Annotated in this window: 15 protein-coding genes; 7 read left to right on the top strand and 8 right to left on the bottom strand. The window is 57.0% G+C overall.

What is annotated here, in order from left to right:
• Window positions 1-54 precede the first annotated feature (54 nt).
• Window positions 55-954, bottom strand: a complete 900-nt coding sequence (locus RTE01_RS11185; RefSeq protein ID WP_041144769.1) for a LysO family transporter — start codon at window positions 952-954, stop codon at window positions 55-57.
• A gap of 126 nt (window positions 955-1,080) precedes the next feature.
• Window positions 1,081-1,776: an aquaporin Z gene (gene aqpZ / locus RTE01_RS11190; protein ID WP_041144770.1), complete on the bottom strand. Its 696-nt coding sequence runs from the start codon at window positions 1,774-1,776 to the stop codon at window positions 1,081-1,083.
• Window positions 1,777-2,168: 392 nt separating this feature from the next.
• On the opposite strand from aqpZ, the gene RTE01_RS11195 reads away from it, so the two are divergent.
• The 3 genes from RTE01_RS11195 (at window position 2,169) to macB (ending at window position 6,987) form a co-directional block, all read left to right on the top strand.
• Window positions 2,169-3,827 carry an ATP-dependent endonuclease gene (locus RTE01_RS11195; RefSeq protein WP_076945046.1) on the top strand — a complete coding sequence of 553 codons (1,659 nt, stop codon included), beginning with the start codon at window positions 2,169-2,171 and terminating at the stop codon, window positions 3,825-3,827.
• Window positions 3,828-3,928: 101 nt separating this feature from the next.
• Window positions 3,929-5,044: a macrolide transporter subunit MacA gene (macA, locus tag RTE01_RS11200; protein WP_041144772.1), complete on the top strand. Its 1,116-nt coding sequence runs from the start codon at window positions 3,929-3,931 to the stop codon at window positions 5,042-5,044.
• Window positions 5,041-6,987, top strand: a complete 1,947-nt coding sequence (macB, locus tag RTE01_RS11205; protein WP_115193242.1) for a macrolide ABC transporter ATP-binding protein/permease MacB — start codon at window positions 5,041-5,043, stop codon at window positions 6,985-6,987. The genes macA and macB overlap by 4 nt, the downstream gene beginning before the upstream one ends.
• Window positions 6,988-7,055: 68 nt before the next feature.
• Here macB and cspD read toward each other — a convergent pair whose 3' ends face one another.
• Window positions 7,056-7,277 carry a cold shock-like protein CspD gene (cspD, locus tag RTE01_RS11210; protein ID WP_041144774.1) on the bottom strand — a complete coding sequence of 74 codons (222 nt, stop codon included), beginning with the start codon at window positions 7,275-7,277 and terminating at the stop codon, window positions 7,056-7,058.
• A gap of 325 nt (window positions 7,278-7,602) precedes the next feature.
• On the opposite strand from cspD, the gene clpS reads away from it, so the two are divergent.
• Both clpS and clpA read left to right on the top strand, forming a co-directional pair.
• The gene (gene clpS / locus RTE01_RS11215) at window positions 7,603-7,920 is read left to right on the top strand and encodes an ATP-dependent Clp protease adapter ClpS (RefSeq protein WP_041144775.1); all 318 of its coding nucleotides are present in this window, start codon (window positions 7,603-7,605) and stop codon (window positions 7,918-7,920) included.
• Between the two features lie 30 nt (window positions 7,921-7,950).
• Window positions 7,951-10,230, top strand: a complete 2,280-nt coding sequence (gene clpA / locus RTE01_RS11220; protein ID WP_076945049.1) for an ATP-dependent Clp protease ATP-binding subunit ClpA — start codon at window positions 7,951-7,953, stop codon at window positions 10,228-10,230.
• A 136-nt stretch (window positions 10,231-10,366) separates the two neighbouring features.
• Here the strand turns inward: clpA and infA are convergent, their stop codons facing one another.
• The 5 genes from infA to trxB form a co-directional block, all read right to left on the bottom strand.
• Window positions 10,367-10,585: a translation initiation factor IF-1 gene (gene infA, locus RTE01_RS11225; RefSeq protein WP_002211347.1), complete on the bottom strand. Its 219-nt coding sequence runs from the start codon at window positions 10,583-10,585 to the stop codon at window positions 10,367-10,369.
• 511 nt (window positions 10,586-11,096) lie between these two features.
• Window positions 11,097-11,801, bottom strand: coding sequence for a leucyl/phenylalanyl-tRNA--protein transferase (gene aat, locus RTE01_RS11230; RefSeq protein WP_041147565.1), 705 nt, complete (start codon window positions 11,799-11,801; stop codon window positions 11,097-11,099).
• Between the two features lie 144 nt (window positions 11,802-11,945).
• Window positions 11,946-13,667, bottom strand: coding sequence for a heme ABC transporter ATP-binding protein/permease CydC (gene cydC / locus RTE01_RS11235; protein ID WP_141335019.1), 1,722 nt, complete (start codon window positions 13,665-13,667; stop codon window positions 11,946-11,948).
• Entirely contained in the window at window positions 13,668-15,434 is a 1,767-nt protein-coding gene (gene cydD / locus RTE01_RS11240) for a heme ABC transporter permease/ATP-binding protein CydD (protein WP_041144778.1), read from the bottom strand.
• 113 nt (window positions 15,435-15,547) lie between these two features.
• Window positions 15,548-16,516 (bottom strand): thioredoxin-disulfide reductase, encoded by a 969-nt coding sequence (gene trxB / locus RTE01_RS11245; protein WP_041144779.1) that lies wholly within the window; start codon window positions 16,514-16,516, stop codon window positions 15,548-15,550.
• Between the two features lie 531 nt (window positions 16,517-17,047).
• On the opposite strand from trxB, the gene lrp reads away from it, so the two are divergent.
• Together lrp and RTE01_RS11255 are read left to right on the top strand one after the other, a co-directional pair.
• The gene (gene lrp / locus RTE01_RS11250; protein WP_000228469.1) at window positions 17,048-17,542 is read left to right on the top strand and encodes a leucine-responsive transcriptional regulator Lrp; all 495 of its coding nucleotides are present in this window, start codon (window positions 17,048-17,050) and stop codon (window positions 17,540-17,542) included.
• 135 nt (window positions 17,543-17,677) lie between these two features.
• Window positions 17,678-18,836 (top strand): DNA translocase FtsK 4TM domain-containing protein (locus tag RTE01_RS11255; protein WP_174824630.1); only part of this gene is annotated, 1,159 nt, incomplete at its 3' end.

The raw sequence follows: 18,836 nt of genomic DNA on the forward strand, positions 1-18,836 counted from the left end.
AGGGAGATTGATTTAGCGCAATTTTGGCGGTAGATGACTACCGCCACAGGGGTATTAAGCGGAGAAAAAGGCCATCAGCACGGGCACCAGCAGGCTGAGAATAAAACCATGAACAATCGCCGCCGGCACGATTTCAACGCCGCCGGAGCGCTGTAATACCGGCAGCGTAAAGTCCATCGAGGTCGCGCCGCAGAGGCCTAAGGCCGTTGAGCGGCTGCGGCGAACCAGGCCGGGAATAAGCATAATCGCCAGCAGCTCACGGGAGAGATCGTTAAAAAACGCGGCGCTGCCAATCACCGGCCCGTAGGATTCGGTCAGCAGGATCCCTGAGAGCGAATACCAGCCAAATCCTGAAGCCATTGCCAGCCCGGTTTTGAGCGGCAGGTCGAGAATAAAGGCGTTGATCATCCCGCCGAGTAATGAGCTGGCCATGACGACGACCGCCACAATCATTCCCCGGCGATTAAGCACTATTTGCCGCAGGGTCATACCGTTATTGCGCAGCTGAATACCAATCAGCAACAGCAGGAAAATCAGCGTATATTCGCTGGCTTCGGTGGCGTGCTGCAGAAATGACAGACCGCTTAAGCCAATCAGGAAACCAATAAGCACCACGCCGCACAGCTGCAGTGATTCCATTGCCATCGCCACGCGCGAAGGTAATTTCTCCTGCCGATGCTGGCTGCGCCACGGCATCTTCTTCTCGAGCCACATTAATGCCGCAATATTACACAGCATAATAACGACGACGCTTACCGCGGCGTAATGAAGGATGGAAAGCAGGTTGCTGGCTAAATTGTCGAGGAAGGCGAGGCTGATCCCCATGAAAAAGAGGATAACGTAGACAATCCAGCTCAAAAGTCGCGCGATGACTTTAAGCGCTACCGGCTGACGAAGTGGAATGATATAGCCGATAATCAACGGCAGCAGAATGATTAATAATCCCGAAAACATGAACGGCTGGTCCTTGCAGAATGAAAATAGCGCCACTGACACTACCCAAATCATGGTACCGAGTAAAGCCGTCACCAAAAAGAAAGGCCCGGCATAGCCGGGCCTGAGCGCGAGTCTACGGTAAGACTAGCTGCGTTTTTCCAGCAGCGTGCGGTAGAGCACGCCGCCGAGGATCCCGCCGATGATTGGCATCACCCAGAACAGCCACAGCTGCTGCAGCGCCCAGCCGCCCTGGAAGATAGCGACCGCGGTGCTACGCGCCGGGTTGACGGAGGTATTGGTTACCGGAATGCTGATGAGGTGAATTAAGGTCAGCGCCAGGCCGATAGCGATCGGTGCAAAGCCCGCCGGGGCGTTTTTATCCGTTGCGCCGTGAATAACCAGCAGGAAGCCGCAGGTCAGCACAATTTCGATGACAATCGCCGAAAGCATTGAGTAGCCGCCCGGAGAGTGTTCGCCAAAGCCGTTGGACGCAAAGCCGCTGGCCGCTGCGTCAAAGCCCGCTTTACCGCTGGCAACCACGTACAGAACGCCCGCTGCAATAATACCGCCAACTACCTGGGCGATAATATAACCGATCACGTCCTTGGCCGGGAAACGACCGCCGGCCCACAGGCCTAAGGTCACCGCCGGGTTAAAGTGCCCGCCGGAAATATGCCCCACGGCAAACGCCATCGTTAATACGGTTAAACCAAAGGCCAGAGCGACCCCGGCAAATCCTATTCCCAGCTCCGGGAAGGCTGCTGCCAGAACCGCGCTACCGCAGCCACCGAACACAAGCCAGAATGTACCAAAACATTCCGCTGCTAATTTTCTAAACATAACCACCTCAAATAATAATGTTAATGAGCACGATTTAACGTGCCGATCTTTATTTATCAACTAAAGGATGAAGATAAAAATAAAGCGTCGCTATTTTATGGACGATCGTCATCCCGTAACCAGTTAAATAAATAGATGTAATTTGATTTAGGGCAAGGTGATGTTAATCCTTATACCATTCACTGTGCAAGAAAAGAGTAGTACAAAAATAATAGATGTAACCACTGCAATGAATGAATTATTTTTTAAACAAATACCCTTATCAATAATCATATTGAAAACGTTATTTTTCGCCTCTGCTGATATTGGCGTTTGCGGCAGTGTCATGTTCCAGCATGTGTCGCTATACTGCTGATAACTGAAGGAGAAAGTGGTGACTGAGCGGAGGGGATATGCTTCTTGAGCGCGTGGAGATCGTCGGTTTTCGCGGTATCAATCGTTTATCATTGATGCTGGAGCAAAATAACGTGCTGATCGGCGAGAATGCGTGGGGAAAATCCAGCCTTCTGGATGCCCTGACGCTGCTCTTGTCGCCAGAGTTCGAGCTTTATCATTTTGTCCGGGATGATTTCTGGTTTCCGCCCGGCGACGTGCAGGGACGCGAGCACCATCTGCACATCATTCTGACCTTCCGCGAGAGCGAGCCTGGCCACCATCGGGTGCGGCGCTTCCGCCCGCTCAGCGACAGCTGGGTCCCCTGTGATGACGGCTATCAGCGAATTTTCTATCGCCTGGAGGGCGAGCTGGCCGATGACGGCAGCGTAATGACGCTGCGCAGCTTTATTGACGGCAAAGGGGAAGCGCTGGAGCTGGAGGATATCGACGAGCTCGTGCGCCACCTGGTGCGCCTGATGCCGGTCCTGCGCCTGCGCGACGCCCGCTTTATGCGGCGCATTCATAACGACAGCGTGCCGCACTCTCCGCAAATTGAAATCACCGCCCGCCAGCTGGATTATCTCTCCCGCGAGCTGGTGAGCCATCCGCAAAATTTAACCGACGGCCAGATTCGTCAGGGGCTGTCGGCCATGGTGCAGCTCCTTGAACACTATTTTGCCGAGCAGAGCAGCGTGCAGTCCCGCAACCGTCTGATGCGCCGCCATTCCCACGATGAACAGCGCAGCTGGCGCTATCTGGATATCATCAACCGAATGATTGATAAGCCCGGAGGGCGAAGCCACCGGGTCATCCTCCTCGGCCTGTTCTCTACTCTGCTGCAGGCCAAGGGCACGGTCCGGCTTGACCGCGACGCGCGGCCGCTGCTGCTGATTGAAGACCCGGAAACCCGGCTGCACCCGATTATGCTCTCCGTCGCCTGGCATCTGCTCAACCTGCTGCCGCTGCAGCGCGTGACCACCACCAACTCTGGCGAGCTGCTGTCGCTGACTCCCGTTGAGCACGTCTGCCGCCTGGTGCGCGAATCGTCGCGCGTCTCGGCCTGGCGGCTTGGGCCGGGGGGAATGAATGCCGAAGACAGCCGGCGCATCGCTTTTCACATTCGCTTTAATCGCGCCTCGTCGCTGTTTGCCCGCTGCTGGCTGCTGGTGGAAGGGGAGACCGAAACCTGGGTTATCAACGAACTGGCCAGACAGTGCGGGCATCACTTTGATGCGGAAGGGGTGAAGGTTATTGAGTTTGCCCAGTCGGGACTAAAGCCGTTGATCAAGTTCGCCCGCCGAATGGGCATTCAATGGCACGTTCTGGTCGATGGCGACGAGGCAGGGAAGAAATACGCCGCGACGGTGCGCAGTCTGCTTAACGACGATCGCGACCTGGAGCGTGACCATCTGACAACGCTGCCGGCGCTGGACATGGAACACTTTATGTATCGTCAGGGCTTTAGCGATGTTTATCATCGGGTGGCGCAGCTGCCGCCAAACGTGCCGATGAATCTGCGGCGGGTGATCACCAAAGCTATCCATCGCTCATCAAAGCCGGACCTGGCGATTGAAGTGGCGATGGAAGCCGGGAGGCGCGGGGTTGAATCCGTGCCGGCGCTGCTGAAGAAAATGTTCTCCCGCGTGCTGTGGCTGGCGCGTGGCCGGGCGGATTAAGCGCGCTGGCGGTAAGGATGCAGCAAATTCAGGGTTATGTTTTCGCTATCTCCAGATAGAATCATCGGCTTGCGCTGCGGTTTAAAACATCAGGAATTTTTATGAAGCTCAATGGAAAACGCAGGAAAGTCTGGTGGCTACTGGCCATTATCGTACTGGCTCTGGCCATCTGGGGATGGCGGGTGCTGAATGCGCCGCTGCCGCAGTATCAGACTCTGGTGGTGCGTAAAGGCGATCTCCAGCAGAGCGTGCTGGCGACCGGTAAGCTGGACGCGGTACGTAAAGTCGACGTTGGCGCGCAGGTGAGCGGGCAGCTGAAAACGCTGCGCGTGAGCATCGGCGATAAGGTACAGAAGGATCAGCTGCTGGGGGTTATCGATCCCGAACAGGCGGAGAACCAAATTAAGGAAGTCGAAGCGACGCTGATGGAGCTGCGCGCGCAGCTGAATCAGGCCCGCGCCGAGCGTCAGCTGGCCGCCGTGACCTTAGCCCGTCAGCAGCAGCTGGCGCAGCGCCAGCTGGTCTCGCGTCAGGAGCTGGATACCGCGGCCACCGATTTAGCGGTTAAAGAGGCGCAGATTGGCACCATCGAAGCACAGGTTAAGCGCAACCAGGCCACGCTGGATACCGCGAAAACTAACCTCGATTACACCAAAATTCTGGCGCCGATGTCCGGGGAAGTGACGCAAATCACCACCCTGCAGGGGCAGACGGTGATTGCCGCCCAGCAGGCGCCGAATATTCTGACCCTCGCCGATCTCAGCACCATGCTGGTGAAGGCGCAGGTCTCTGAGGCGGACGTGATCCACCTTCGCGCCGGGCAAAAGGCGTGGTTCACCGTGCTTGGCGACCCGCTTACCCGCTACGAAGGGACCCTGAAAGATATTTTACCCACTCCGGAAAAGGTCAACGACGCTATCTTCTACTACGCCCGCTTTGAGGTCCCGAACCCGCAGGGGATCCTGCGCCTCGAAATGACGGCTCAGGTCCATATCCAGATGGCGGAAGTGAAAAACGTGATCACTATTCCTCTGAGCGCGCTGGGGGATGCCATCGGCGAAAACCGCTACCACGTGCGGCTGCTGCGCACCGGCGAGGTCAAAGAGCGCGAGGTCACCATCGGCGCGCGCAACGATATCGATGTGGCGATAGTCAAGGGCTTAGACGAAGGCGATGAGGTCATCGTTGGGGAAAGCGCGCCCGGGACGGCTAAATGACGGCCCTGCTCGAACTGCGTGATATACGCCGCAGCTATCTCTCCGGCGACGGGAGCGTCGATGTCCTGAAGGGGGTCACGCTGAGCATCAACGCCGGAGAGATGGTGGCCATTGTCGGCGCTTCCGGCTCCGGTAAATCGACCCTGATGAACATCCTCGGCTGTCTCGATAAGCCGAGCAGCGGCACCTATCGGGTGGCGGGAACCGACGTATCGCGGCTCAACGGCGACGAGCTGGCCCGGCTGCGGCGAGAGCATTTTGGTTTTATCTTCCAGCGCTACCATCTGCTGTCGCACCTGACGGCGGTACAGAACGTCGAGGTGCCGGCGGTCTACGCCGGTACTGAGCGACGGGCTCGCCTGGAGCGCGCGCGCGCGCTGCTGGTGCGCCTGGGGCTCGGCGATCGGGCGGAGTATCAGCCTTCGCAGCTCTCCGGCGGCCAGCAGCAGCGGGTGAGCATTGCCCGTGCGCTAATGAACGGCGGGGAAGTTATTCTGGCGGATGAGCCGACCGGCGCGCTGGACAGTCATTCCGGCGAAGAGGTGATGGCTATCCTGCATCAGCTGAAATCGCAGGGGCATACGGTGATCATCGTCACCCACGATCCGCTGGTGGCGGCGCAGGCCGAGCGGATCATTGAGATCCACGACGGCGAGATCGTGCGTAATCCGCCGCCTAAGGGCGCAGACAGCGCCGGCGTTATCCGCCAGAGCGCTGCGGCCGAACCCTCCGCGTGGCGTCAGTTCAGCAGCGGCTTTCGCGAAGCGCTGGTGATGGCCTGGCGGGCAATGACCGCCAATAAAATGCGCACCCTGCTCACCATGCTCGGCATTATTATCGGCATCGCTTCGGTGGTGTCGATTGTGGTGGTGGGCGATGCGGCGAAGCAAATGGTGCTGGCGGACATTCGCGCCATCGGCACTAACACGATTGATGTCTATCCCGGGAAGGATTTCGGCGATGACGATCCCCGCTATCAGCAGGCGCTGAAGTATGACGATCTGCTGGCTATTCAGAAGCAGCCCTGGGTCAGCTCGGCGACGCCTGCAGTATCGAAAAACCTGCGCCTGCGCGCCGATAATATCGACGTTGCCGCCAGCGCCGAGGGCGTCGGGGCGCAGTATTTCAACGTCTACGGCATGACCTTTAGCGAAGGCAATACCTTCAATGAGCTGCAGCTAAGCAGCCGGGCGCAGGTGGTGGTGCTGGACAGTAATACCCGACGCCAGCTCTTTCCGCACAAGGCGCGGGTGGTGGGCGAGGTTGTTCTGGTTGGCAATATGCCCGCGACGGTGATTGGCGTGGCGGATGAGAAGCAGTCGATGTTCGGCAGCAGCAAAATCCTCCGCGTCTGGCTGCCTTATACCACCATGGCCGGGAGGGTGATGGGGCAGTCGTGGCTGAACTCAATCACCGTGCGGGTACATGAAGGATACGATAGCTCAACCGCCGAACAGCAGCTGCTGCGTCTGTTCGAACTGCGGCACGGCAAAAAAGATGTTTTCACCTGGAATATGGACAGCATCTTGAAAACGGCAGAACGGACCACACATACACTACAGTTGTTTCTGACTTTGGTGGCGGTTATCGCGCTGGTGGTTGGCGGTATTGGCGTGATGAATATTATGCTGGTATCGGTCACCGAACGGACCCGCGAGATAGGTATCCGCATGGCGGTCGGGGCGCGGGCCAGCGACGTGCTGCAGCAGTTTCTGATTGAGGCTGTTTTAGTCTGTCTGGTGGGCGGCGCGCTGGGCGTGACCCTATCGCTAATGATTGCCTTTGTGCTGCAGCTCTTTTTACCCGGCTGGGAGATTGGCTTCTCTCCGCTGGCGCTGCTGACGGCGTTTTTATGTTCGACGCTAACCGGCGTGCTGTTTGGCTGGCTTCCCGCGCGAAATGCCGCACGCCTTGATCCGGTGGACGCGCTGGCTCGCGAGTAGCGCTAAAAAAATGCCAGTCAGAAGGACTGGCATTTTACTGGCGGGATGTACACAATGAAGCGAAAGAGTTATGCAGCCGCTTCCGCTTCTACAGGAACAATCACGCTGGCGTGATTACCTTTCGGTCCCTGGTGAACATCAAACTGAACGGCTTGTCCGGCTTTTAGCGTTCTGTAACCATCCATCTGGATGGTCGAGTAATGGGCGAAAATGTCTTCGCCTCCGCCCTCAGGGCAAATAAAACCAAACCCTTTGGCATTGTTGAACCACTTAACAGTACCCATTTCCATACTTCGACATCCTTCGTAATTCTTTATAAGTAAGATGGAATGAACCGGTAGTGGAGTGACGAGTTGTTCAAATGCTCGCCAACTCTCGCCAGTACAATTTAGAGAAATACGAAAAGGCGTCAAGCGATTGACGGTAGGGGAAGGCGAAAAATGCGTCAAAATTTGAAGCAGTTAACGCTATTGCCGGGGAATGTGACAGACATCGCGGATGGAAGTAATAGATGATAGTTATCTATGATCTATTGTAGATTTGTGATGGGCATAACTTTTGGTCATCGACAGGCCACCGCCTGTTGGCAACAGCAACCGATGATGAATACTGACGATGAGTAAGAGAGATTGGCTGGACTTCGATCAGCTGGTAGAAGACGAAGTACGTAATGAGCTTAAACCACCATCGATGTATAAAGTGATATTGCTCAATGATGACTACACTCCAATGGAGTTTGTTATTGACGTGTTACAAAAATTCTTTTCTTATGATGTAGAACGTGCAACGCAGCTGATGTTGACGGTTCACTATCAAGGTAAAGCGATTTGCGGTGTATTTACCGCAGAGGTTGCGGAAACCAAAGTTGCGATGGTGAGCCAGTATGCGAAGGAGAACGAGCATCCATTGCTGTGTACGCTAGAGAAAGCCTGAAGACAGGCAAGAAAATTGGGGGAGGTGCCTATGCTCAATCAAGAACTGGAACTCAGTTTAAACATGGCTTTCGCCAGAGCGCGCGAGCACCGTCATGAGTTCATGACCGTCGAGCACTTGCTGCTGGCGTTGCTCAGCAACCCTTCGGCCCGCGAAGCGCTGGAAGCGTGTTCCGTGGACCTGGTGGCGCTGCGTCAGGAACTTGAAGCCTTCATCGAACAGACCACGCCTGTTCTACCCGCCACGGAAGAAGAGCGCGACACTCAGCCGACGCTGAGCTTCCAGCGCGTACTGCAGCGTGCCGTCTTCCACGTACAATCCTCTGGCCGCAGCGAAGTGACCGGTGCCAACGTTTTGGTCGCTATTTTTAGCGAGCAGGAGTCGCAGGCGGCCTATCTGCTGCGTAAACATGAAGTCAGCCGCCTTGATGTGGTGAACTTCATCTCTCACGGTACGCGTAAAGACGAGCCGAGCCAGCCTTCCGAAAACAGCGGAAGCCAGCCCAGCAACGAAGAGCAAGCAGGCGGGGAGGATCGTATGGAAAACTTCACCACCAATCTCAATCAGCTTGCTCGCGTTGGCGGAATCGATCCGCTGATCGGTCGCGAAAAAGAGCTGGAGCGTGCCATTCAGGTTCTGTGCCGCCGTCGTAAGAATAACCCGCTGCTGGTGGGTGAGTCCGGCGTGGGTAAAACCGCGATTGCCGAAGGGTTGGCATGGCGAATCGTGCAGGGCGATGTGCCGGAAATCATGGCCGATTGCACGATCTATTCGCTGGATATCGGCTCCCTGCTGGCAGGGACAAAATACCGCGGCGATTTTGAAAAACGCTTCAAAGCGCTGCTGAAACAGCTGGAGCAGGATACCAACAGTATTCTGTTTATCGATGAAATCCACACCATCATCGGTGCGGGCGCCGCATCCGGCGGCCAGGTCGATGCCGCCAACCTGATTAAACCGCTGCTCTCCAGCGGCAAGATTCGGGTGATGGGTTCGACGACCTACCAGGAGTTCAGCAATATCTTCGAAAAAGACCGCGCGTTAGCCCGGCGTTTCCAGAAGATAGACATTACTGAACCTTCGGTAGAAGAGACGGTACAGATTATTAACGGCCTGAAGCCGAAGTACGAAGCGCACCACGACGTGCGCTACACGGCGAAAGCGGTGCGTGCGGCGGTTGAACTGGCGGTGAAATACATTAACGATCGTCATCTGCCGGACAAGGCGATAGATGTTATCGACGAAGCGGGCGCGCGGGCGCGGCTGATGCCGGCCAGCAAGCGTAAGAAAACGGTTAACGTGGCGGATATCGAATCGGTGGTGGCGCGCATTGCCCGCATCCCTGAGAAGAGCGTCTCCCAAAGCGACCGCGATACGCTGAGAAATCTTGGCGATCGGCTGAAAATGCTGGTCTTTGGTCAGGGCAAGGCGATTGAGGCGTTAACCGAAGCCATCAAGATGGCGCGTGCCGGACTGGGCCATGAGCATAAGCCGGTGGGCTCCTTCCTGTTTGCCGGACCTACCGGCGTCGGGAAAACCGAGGTCACCGTACAGCTGGCCAAGGCGCTGGGTATCGAGCTGCTGCGCTTTGATATGTCTGAGTATATGGAGCGTCACACCGTGAGCCGTTTGATCGGTGCGCCTCCGGGCTACGTTGGTTTCGATCAGGGCGGGCTGCTGACCGATGCGGTTATTAAACATCCGCACGCGGTGCTGCTGCTTGATGAGATTGAAAAAGCGCACCCTGACGTCTTTAACCTGCTGCTGCAGGTGATGGACAACGGTACGCTGACCGACAACAACGGCCGCAAGGCGGACTTCCGCAACGTGGTGCTGGTGATGACCACCAACGCCGGCGTGCGCGAAACCGAGCGTAAGTCGATTGGCCTTATCCATCAGGATAACAGTCCGGATGCGATGGATGAGATCAAGAAGATCTTCACGCCGGAGTTCCGTAACCGCCTCGACAACATTATCTGGTTCGATCACCTGTCAACGACGGTCATCCATCAGGTGGTGGATAAGTTTATCGTCGAGCTGCAGGTTCAGCTGGATCAGAAAGGCGTGTCGCTGGAAGTGAGTCAGGAAGCGCGAGACTGGCTGGCAGAGAAAGGCTATGACCGGGCGATGGGCGCGCGTCCAATGGCGCGGGTGATTCAGGATAACCTGAAGAAACCGCTGGCCAACGAGCTGCTGTTTGGGTCGTTAGTTGACGGCGGCCAGGTGACCGTTGCGCTGGATAAAGAGAAGAGTTCGCTGACCTATGATTTCCAAAGTGCGCAGAAGCACAAACCGGAAACAGCGCATTAATTCTTACTCTGAAACGTCAAAAACCGGCCTGTGGGCCGGTTTTTTTATATCCGCAGTCGCTTAGCGGAGAGGGGATGTAAAAAGACCGGGAATTATCCCGGCCTTTAGCATCTGACGCCACGAGGGCGGAAAACTATCAGCGACTACGGAAGACAATGCGGCCTTTGCTCAGGTCGTACGGGGTCAGCTCAACAGTCACTTTGTCGCCCGTCAGAATGCGGATGTAGTTCTTACGCATTTTACCGGAAATATGCGCAGTTACCACGTGACCGTTTTCCAGTTCTACGCGGAACATTGTGTTAGGCAACGTGTCAAGTACGGTGCCCTGCATTTCAATATTGTCTTCTTTGGCCATCTAGTCCTCTGGGGTATCACTACCGTAGTTTTGAACCGGCAAGATAATGCCGAAGTTCAGCGAGTAAGTAAAGTTTTACGTTTATACCCGTCACACTTCGCGTTGCGTCCACGTTGGCTGCGTTCTTCGATCCCGGCTACTTTTTTCAGTAAGCGCTGGGGATCCGTTCACTTGCCGCCCGCCTGCAACCCGAGCTGTTGCGAGTCTATATACTTTATCTTTCTGGCTGTCTTAGTTCTCACGGTCACATAGTTATTGATGCTGCCTGGCGTTTGGTTTGTCGTCCCGGCGCATCATGAATAAGTTTGGGTTTAAATCACTGAAGTAGTTTTGGCGCATTGCCCGGAACGCACGCGGATAAACCGCACGACAGGCGCAAACGTAAAGGGGGGAGTGACAGAACGATGGGCGTTATCTGACTCTTATTATTCCCAAACGGCGGCGGGGCAACGGGCAGAAGCTACTCTACCGCGCAATTATACCATCCCGGCGAAGAATGTGCTGAAAACATTTACACATTGCCGGTAAATAGCACCCTCGGCACCCAAAATCTTTCCGGTAAACGCTGGCTGCGCAATTGCGCCAGCCGATCGAGATAGTCGCGGCGGGGAATTTCAACGGCGCCCAGCGACGCGGTATGGTTATTTAGCACCTGGCAGTCAATTAACTGGCCACCGTCGCGCATAAATGCCTGGCAGAATACCAGCAGGGCCGTTTTCGACGCGTTTTCCGCGTGGCTGAACATCGACTCGCCGCAAAACAGCGCCCCCTGAGCCACGCCGTACATACCGCCAACCAGCGTCTTATCGCGCCACACTTCGATTGAGTGCGCGTGCCCGAGCTCGTGCAGCTGGTGATAGGCCTTGACGATGCTGGCGGTTATCCAGGTGCCCTCATCGCGATTGGCGGCGCAGCCTTCAATTACCTCGCCAAAAGCATGGTTCAGCGTCACGCGATAGGGAGAGTGCTGGTGGAAGCGTTTCATGCTGCGGCTGAGATGAAACTGCCCGGGCCACAGAACCGCGCGGGGATCGGGAGACCACCATAAAATAGGATCCCCCGGTGAAAACCACGGAAAGATGCCGTGCTGATAGGCCATAAGCAGGCGCGCGGGGCTAAGATCGCCACCCAGCGCCAGCAGGCCGTTCGGTTCACGCAGGGCGCCTTCCGGCGCAGGGAAGGCAATGGACTGACGGGAGAGCTGAACCAGACGCATTTTAACCTCAATACGCACCAGCAATTGTCCAGTATATTCGCTGTCTTTCAGGCGTCAGCGCAGTATGCGCGCACCTGAAACTCATAGAGTATATACACAAAATCATTCGGGATGCCCTGCGGCGATGGCCCGATAACGACTGACCTACAGGCGCTGCTTAAACTGGTAGTAGCGCCCTTGTTGAGCCAGCAGTTCTGCGTGACTACCTTGCTCAATAATCTTGCCGTTGTCCATGATAATTATCTGATTAAAACGCGCCAGCCCGCGCAGGCGGTGGGTGACCATCAGCACGGTTTTTTCTTTCATTACTTCGGCCAGTAAATCAAGGATTTGGCTTTCGGTCGTGGCGTCCAGGCCTTCGGTCGGCTCATCAAGCAGCATCAGCGGCGCGTCGTGAAGCAGGGCGCGGGCAATGGCTAACCGGCGCAGCTCGCCGCCAGAAAGCTGGCGACCGCCTTCTCCCAGCCAGCTGTTGAGGCCGCTGTCGTCGAGTAGCTTGCCGAGCCCAACCCGCTCGAGGATGTTGACCAGGTGCGCATCGCTCGCCTGCGGTGCCGCCAGCAGCAGGTTGTCGCGCAGCGTTGCGCTAAACAGGTGCACGCGCTGAGGAACCACGCTCATTGCCCGGCGCAGGGTCGTCTCGTTGAGCTGCGCAAGCGGCTGGTCGTTGAGTAAAATCTCGCCCTGGGCCGGATCCCAGGCGCGGGTAAGCAGCTGCAGCAGGGTCGATTTCCCGCAGCCGGTGCGTCCGAGAATAGCGATATGATCGCCGGCAGAAACCTGTAAAGAGATATTCTCCAGCGCCGCGGTGGGCTGCTGCGGATAGCTAAAGGTGACCTGATTCAGCGTCAACGCCACGCGTGAGAAGGTCTGGTCCGCGCTCTGTGCAAAGGAGACTTCCGGCTGCTGCTCGGTGATTTGCGTAATCCGCCGCGCGGAGGCGATGACCTGCCCGAGGTGCTGGAACGCGCCGGTGACCGGTGCCAGCGCCTCAAACGCCGCCAGGGCGCAGAAAACGAAGAGCGCGATCAGCGCGCCCGGCTGGCTATTGCCGCCCACGCCGGCGGAGGTCAGCCACAGCATCGCAATCACCGCAACGCCGCCAATCAGCAGCATCAGCGCCTGGGAAAGCGCGGTGAGTTCGGCCTGACGGCGCTGGCCATCCTGCCAGCGCTGTTCGGTTTTCTCCAGCTGCTCACGGTAGCGATCGCTGGCGTTAAACAGCATCAGCTCCGCCTGGCCCTGCAGCCAGGCGGTGAGCTGCTGGCGGTACTGGCCGCGCATTTGGGTTATGCACTCACCGGCGGGCTTACCGGCTCGGTAAAACAGCGGCGGCAGTATCAGCACGGTTAGCAGCATGATGCCGCCCAGCGTCAGGGCCAGGGTGACGTCCAGAATACTCAGGCCAGCGGTGACGACCATAATGACCACCAGCGCCCCAACCAGCGGCGAGATGACCCGCAGGTAGAGGTGATCCAGGGTATCGACGTCGGCAACGATGCGGTTAAGTAGCTCGCCCTGGCGAAAACGCGCCAGCCCGGCAGGGGAGAGTGGCAGCAGCTTGCTGAACGTGAAAACGCGCAGATGCTGCAGGACGCGGAAAGTCGCGTCGTGGCTCACCAGGCGTTCAAAGTAGCGCCCGGCGGTGCGAATAATCGCCGCGCCGCGTACGCCGGCGGCGGGCAGCATATAGTTAAAGCTGTAGATACCGGCAACGCCGACAACGGCCGATGCCGAGAGGAACCAGCCCGACAGCGTCAGCAGCCCGATGCTCGCCAGCAGGGTGACGATCGCCAGCACCACGCCGAGCATCAGCAGCCATATGTGCCGCTTGTACAACGCCAGATAAGGTAATAATGCGCGCATTTAAATCTCCTCCTGACGATGGGCCAGCAGGGTCGCGAAGGGCCCTTCGGCGGCGGCAAGCTGTGAATACTCACCCTGTTCGACAATCTGTCCGTTTTGCATTACCCAGATAGCATCCCAGCCGGCTATACCTTCTAGCTGGTGAGTGACCATCAGCGTGGTTTGCTGCGAAGAGGCGTTTGACAGGGCCTGCATCACCCGCTGTTCGCTGTGGGCGTCAAGGCTAGCGCCAGGCTCATCGAGCAGCAGCAGACGGCAGGGAACCAGCAGCGCGCGCGCGACGGCGATGCGCTGCGCCTGGCCGACCGATATGCGGGCCGCCTGATCGCCCACCGGCGTATTAATGCCCTGCGGCAGCTGCGAGATGAATTCGCTTACCCAGGCTTTATCCAGCGCCAGCTGAAGCTGCGCCTCGGTTGCTTCAGGCCACGCCAGAAGCACGTTTTCACGCAGCGTGGCCGCCGGCAGCTGCGGGTTTTGTCCAACCCAGCTCAGCATGCGATGCCAGCGCTGGCTATCAAGATCGCGCAGCTCAACGCCGTTGACCATCAGCGAACCGTCATAGGGCAGAAAGCCCGCCAGCGTATTCAGCAGCGAGCTTTTGCCGGAGCCGCTTTGCCCAACCAGCACCACCCGCTTACCGGCAGGCAGGGAGAAGTTCAGCGGCCCTGCCAGCACCTTGCCTTCCGGTGATTTGATCCGCAGATCGCGCGCTTCAAGACTCACCAGCTCGTTGTCGCTAAGCACCTTCTCGCCGCGCTCGGCCTGCGCCAGCGGCGTTTCCATAAAGGTTTTCAGGCTGTCCGCCGCGCCGATAGCCTGCGCCTTAGCGTGATAGAAGGTGCCCAGATCGCGCAGGGGCTGGAAAAACTCCGGTGCGAGGATCAGGGTCAAAAAGCCGGCCATCAGGGTAACGCCTGCGCCGTAATGACCAAAGTTCAGCTCGCCCAGGTAGGAGAAACCGAAATAGACCGCCACCAGCGCAATGGAGAGGGAAGTGAAAAATTCCAGTACCCCGGAGGAGAGGAAGGCCAGACGCAGGACGTCCATCGTGCGCTGGCGGAAATCCTGCGAAGCCTCGCGGATATTGTCGGTTTCCGCGGCGCCGCGGTCGAAAATACGCAGCGTTTCCATACCGCGCAGGCGGTCGAGGAAGTGGCCGCTCAGCCGCGCCAGCGCCTGGAAGTTGCGGCGGTTTGCATCCGCGGCACCCATTCCGACCAGCGCCATAAACATTGGGATCAGCGGCGCGGTGCCGAGAAGGATCAGCGCTGCCGCCCAGTTAATCGGGAAAATAGTGATAACGATGAGCAGCGGCACGCACGCGGCCAGCGTCATCTGCGGCAGATAGCGCGCATAGTAATCGTGCATATCGTCGATTTGCTCGAGGATAAGCGTGGCCCAGCTGCCCGCAGGCTTGCCCTGGATCCAAGCCGGACCGGCCTCCTGCAGGCGGTCGAGCACCTGGCGACGGATCTCATAGCGGATATGCTGCCCGGCATAAAATCCTACCCGCTCGCGCAGCCATACCACCCACGCGCGGAGGACGAAAATCAGCACCAGTACGGTAAACGGCAGCACCAGCGCCGTCGCCGGAATATTCTCCATGATCATGCGGTGAAGGATCCGCGCCAGCAGCCAGGCCTGAGCGACGATCAGTAGCCCGCTAATGACGCCCAGCGTGCGGGAAATCATCAACCAGCGACGGGAGAGAATGCTCTGTTCTTTTAACCAGCGGGTTAACTCTTGTTGACGGGTTTTATTCATTGCGCACTTAGCAGGTGGAGTTATAGGTTTTTGGGCACGGCAATGTTACAACGCGGAAAAAATAAAGGCGACTTTTCGTCGCCTTCTTTACCTTTGTTACTGACTTGTAAAGATTATTTGCAAGCGTCAGCCAGGCCGTCGAGATAGCGCTCGGCGTCCAGCGCGGCCATGCAGCCGGTGCCGGCAGAGGTAATAGCCTGACGGTAGATATGGTCCATCACGTCGCCGGCGGCGAAGACGCCAGCAACGCTGGTCTGGGTCGCGTTGCCGTGAATGCCGGACTGAACTTTGATATAGCCGTTTTCCAGCTCCAGCTGACCGGCAAAAATCGCCGTGTTCGGGCTGTGGCCGATAGCGACAAACAGGCCCGCGACTTCCAGCGATTCGACGTTGTCCGTATTCTGCGTATCGCGCAGGCGCAGGCCGCTGACGCCCATCTGGTCGCCGGTCACTTCTTCCAGGGTGCGGTGGGTATGCAGCACGATGTTGCCGCTTGCCACTTTGTCCATCAGGCGATTGATAAGAATTTTTTCAGCGCGGAAGGTGTCGCGACGGTGGATCAGGTGGACCTCAGACGCGATGTTAGAGAGATACAGCGCTTCTTCAACCGCGGTGTTGCCGCCGCCGATAACCGCGACCTTCTGGTTACGGTAGAAGAAACCGTCGCAGGTGGCGCAGGCGGAAACGCCGCGGCCCTTAAAGGCTTCTTCAGACGGCAGGCCGAGATAGCGCGCGGAAGCGCCGGTAGCGATAATCAGCGCGTCGCAGGTGTATTCGCCGCTGTCACCGACCAGGCGGAACGGACGGTTCTGCAGATCGACGCTGTTGATATGATCGAAAAGAATTTCGGTTTCGAACTTGGCCGCATGCTCGTGCATACGTTCCATCAGCAGCGGCCCGGTCAGATCGTTCGGATCCCCAGGCCAGTTTTCCACTTCCGTGGTGGTGGTCAGCTGACCCCCTTTTTCCATCCCGGTAATCAGCACCGGATGCAGGTTTGCACGTGCGGCATAGACCGCAGCGGTGTATCCCGCAGGTCCAGAACCAAGAATTAGCAGCTTACTGTGTTTGGCCGTGCCCATGAGAACCCCATAATTTATTGGCATACATTGGGCTGGATTGTAGGGAATTTGTTGTCGTAAAAAAAGAGCATAGCGATTTTGTTAACGATATGTGCAATAGCAACCGCCGATGAACTGGCGATTTAACGAACGGAGAATATAACTAATTCTACTGTCAGCAGCACAATTATAAGAGGAAAACATGAGAATCAACGGGGGGGGATAATGAATATCTGGCATCTTGTACTAAAAATCGATGTTTTGCTTTGACAATCCCCTGTGCTTTTGCGAAAACATTCATGGAAGAAGAAAAGCAGCGTTTTGCGTGTGGCGAATTTTCATGCATGCAAATGCCATTTTTATCCGGGTTAGCGAAATCTACGCATGGTGTGGACAGACGCCATGCGTGATGTCGGTGGCTGCCGTCAGGCAACGGGCTTCTCACGTACCCCTGGGTTACTCAAGTCGTACGGGTAAGAACAGGATGGGCTCTGGCAGTGAAGGCTCAGAGTCAGAACAGGAGTAGGGAAGGAATACAGAGAGACAATAATAATGGTAGATAGCAAGAAGCGCCCTGGCAAAGATCTCGACCGCATCGATCGTAACATTCTGAATGAGTTACAAAAAGATGGACGTATTTCTAACGTCGAACTTTCTAAACGGGTGGGACTTTCTCCGACGCCTTGCCTTGAGCGCGTGCGTCGACTGGAAAGACAGGGTTTTATTCAGGGCTATACGGCGCTGCTTAACCCGCATTATCTGGATGCATCACTTCTGGTATTTGTTGAGATTACTCTGAATCGTGGCGCGCCGGATGTGTTTGAGCAATTTAACGCCGCTGTGCAAAAACTTGAAGAAATTCAAGAGTGTCATCTGGTATCCGGCGATTTCGACTACCTGTTGAAAACTCGCGTACCGGACATGTCAGCGTATCGTAAACTACTGGGCGAAACCCTGCTGCGCCTGCCGGGCGTAAACGACACCCGTACCTACGTGGTAATGGAAGAGGTCAAGCAGAGCAATCGTCTGGTAATTAAGACGCGCTAACACGGAACAGGTGCAAAATCGACGTAGTTTGATTACACTCCTGTTAATCCATACAGCAACAGTGCCGGGGAGACCCGGCACTGTTGTCCGTTTTAGCAGCAGGCAGGAAACAGCCTGATACCTGGAGAGCCTTTTTTGAGCCAGGAATACACCGAAGACAAAGAAGTCAAACTGACGAAGCTAAGCAGCGGGCGCCGACTCCTTGAGGCGTTACTTATCCTTTGCACCCTTTTTGCTATCTGGCTGATGGCGGCCTTACTCAGCTTTAATCCCTCGGATCCAAGCTGGTCGCAAACGGCCTGGCACGAGCCTATCCACAACATCGGCGGTACGCCGGGAGCCTGGCTTGCCGATACGCTATTTTTCATTTTTGGCGTAATGGCTTACACCATTCCCGTGATTATTATCGGCGGCTGCTGGTTTGCCTGGCGCAATCAAACTAACGACGAATACATCGACTATTTCGCCGTTTCGCTGCGCTTAATTGGCGCGCTGGCGCTGATCCTCACCTCCTGTGGACTGGCCTCTATCAATGCCGATGATATTTGGTACTTCGCCTCGGGCGGGGTCATTGGCAGCTTGCTGAGCACTACCCTGCAACCGCTGCTGCACAGCAGCGGCGGAACGATTGCGCTGCTCTGCATCTGGGCGGCGGGTTTAACCCTGTTTACCGGCTGGTCGTGGGTCAGCATTGCCGAAAAACTCGGCGGCGTGATCCTTTCCGTCCTTACCTTTGCCAGCAACCGTACCCGTCGGGACGACACCTGGGTTGATGAGGACGACTATGAGGATGACGAGGATGACGAAGACGACGATACGGCGAAACCGCAGGGCTCGCGTCGCGCGCGAATTCTACGCAGCGCCTTAGCGCGTCGCCAGCGTCTGGCAGAGAAATTCTCCAATCCGCTGGGGCGCAAGACCGACGCCGCGCTGTTTTCCGGTAAGCGCATGGATGATGCCGAGGAAGAGGTTCAGTTCAGCGCCAACGGCGCGCCGGTTTCGGCAGACGATGTGCTGTTTTCTGGCGCCAGCGCCGCGCGCCCGGCAGATGCGGACGATGTCTTATTCTCCGGTGCCAGCGCAACGCGTCCGGGGGACTTTGACCCCTACGATCCGCTGCTGAACGGCCATAGCATTGCCGATCCTGTGAGCGCGGCTGCGGCAGCCACCGCGGCGCCGCAGGCGTGGGCTGAGCCGGTAGCCGGCCAGGCTCCACAGGCTGGCTGGCAGCCAGAGGCCCAGGCTTATCAGCCTGTGCAGGCGCCGGTACAGCAACCTCACTACCAGCCTGAAG

Origin of the sequence: Klebsiella terrigena (assembly GCF_006539725.1) — a bacterium.
Lineage (GTDB): Bacteria > Pseudomonadota > Gammaproteobacteria > Enterobacterales > Enterobacteriaceae > Klebsiella > Klebsiella terrigena.

Excerpts from the sequence above, each read along its gene's own strand:
- RTE01_RS11185 (WP_041144769.1), bottom strand. The coding sequence starts at position 954 with ATGTTTTCGGGATTATTAATCATTCTGCTGCCGTTGATTATCGGCTAT.
- aqpZ (WP_041144770.1), bottom strand. The coding sequence starts at position 1,776 with ATGTTTAGAAAATTAGCAGCGGAATGTTTTGGTACATTCTGGCTTGTG.
- RTE01_RS11195 (WP_076945046.1), top strand. The coding sequence starts at position 2,169 with ATGCTTCTTGAGCGCGTGGAGATCGTCGGTTTTCGCGGTATCAATCGT.
- macA (WP_041144772.1), top strand. The coding sequence starts at position 3,929 with ATGAAGCTCAATGGAAAACGCAGGAAAGTCTGGTGGCTACTGGCCATT.
- macB (WP_115193242.1), top strand. The coding sequence starts at position 5,041 with ATGACGGCCCTGCTCGAACTGCGTGATATACGCCGCAGCTATCTCTCC.
- cspD (WP_041144774.1), bottom strand. The coding sequence starts at position 7,277 with ATGGAAATGGGTACTGTTAAGTGGTTCAACAATGCCAAAGGGTTTGGT.
- clpS (WP_041144775.1), top strand. The coding sequence starts at position 7,603 with ATGAGTAAGAGAGATTGGCTGGACTTCGATCAGCTGGTAGAAGACGAA.
- clpA (WP_076945049.1), top strand. The coding sequence starts at position 7,951 with ATGCTCAATCAAGAACTGGAACTCAGTTTAAACATGGCTTTCGCCAGA.
- infA (WP_002211347.1), bottom strand. The coding sequence starts at position 10,585 with ATGGCCAAAGAAGACAATATTGAAATGCAGGGCACCGTACTTGACACG.
- aat (WP_041147565.1), bottom strand. The coding sequence starts at position 11,801 with ATGCGTCTGGTTCAGCTCTCCCGTCAGTCCATTGCCTTCCCTGCGCCG.
- cydC (WP_141335019.1), bottom strand. The coding sequence starts at position 13,667 with ATGCGCGCATTATTACCTTATCTGGCGTTGTACAAGCGGCACATATGG.
- cydD (WP_041144778.1), bottom strand. The coding sequence starts at position 15,434 with ATGAATAAAACCCGTCAACAAGAGTTAACCCGCTGGTTAAAAGAACAG.
- trxB (WP_041144779.1), bottom strand. The coding sequence starts at position 16,516 with ATGGGCACGGCCAAACACAGTAAGCTGCTAATTCTTGGTTCTGGACCT.
- lrp (WP_000228469.1), top strand. The coding sequence starts at position 17,048 with ATGGTAGATAGCAAGAAGCGCCCTGGCAAAGATCTCGACCGCATCGAT.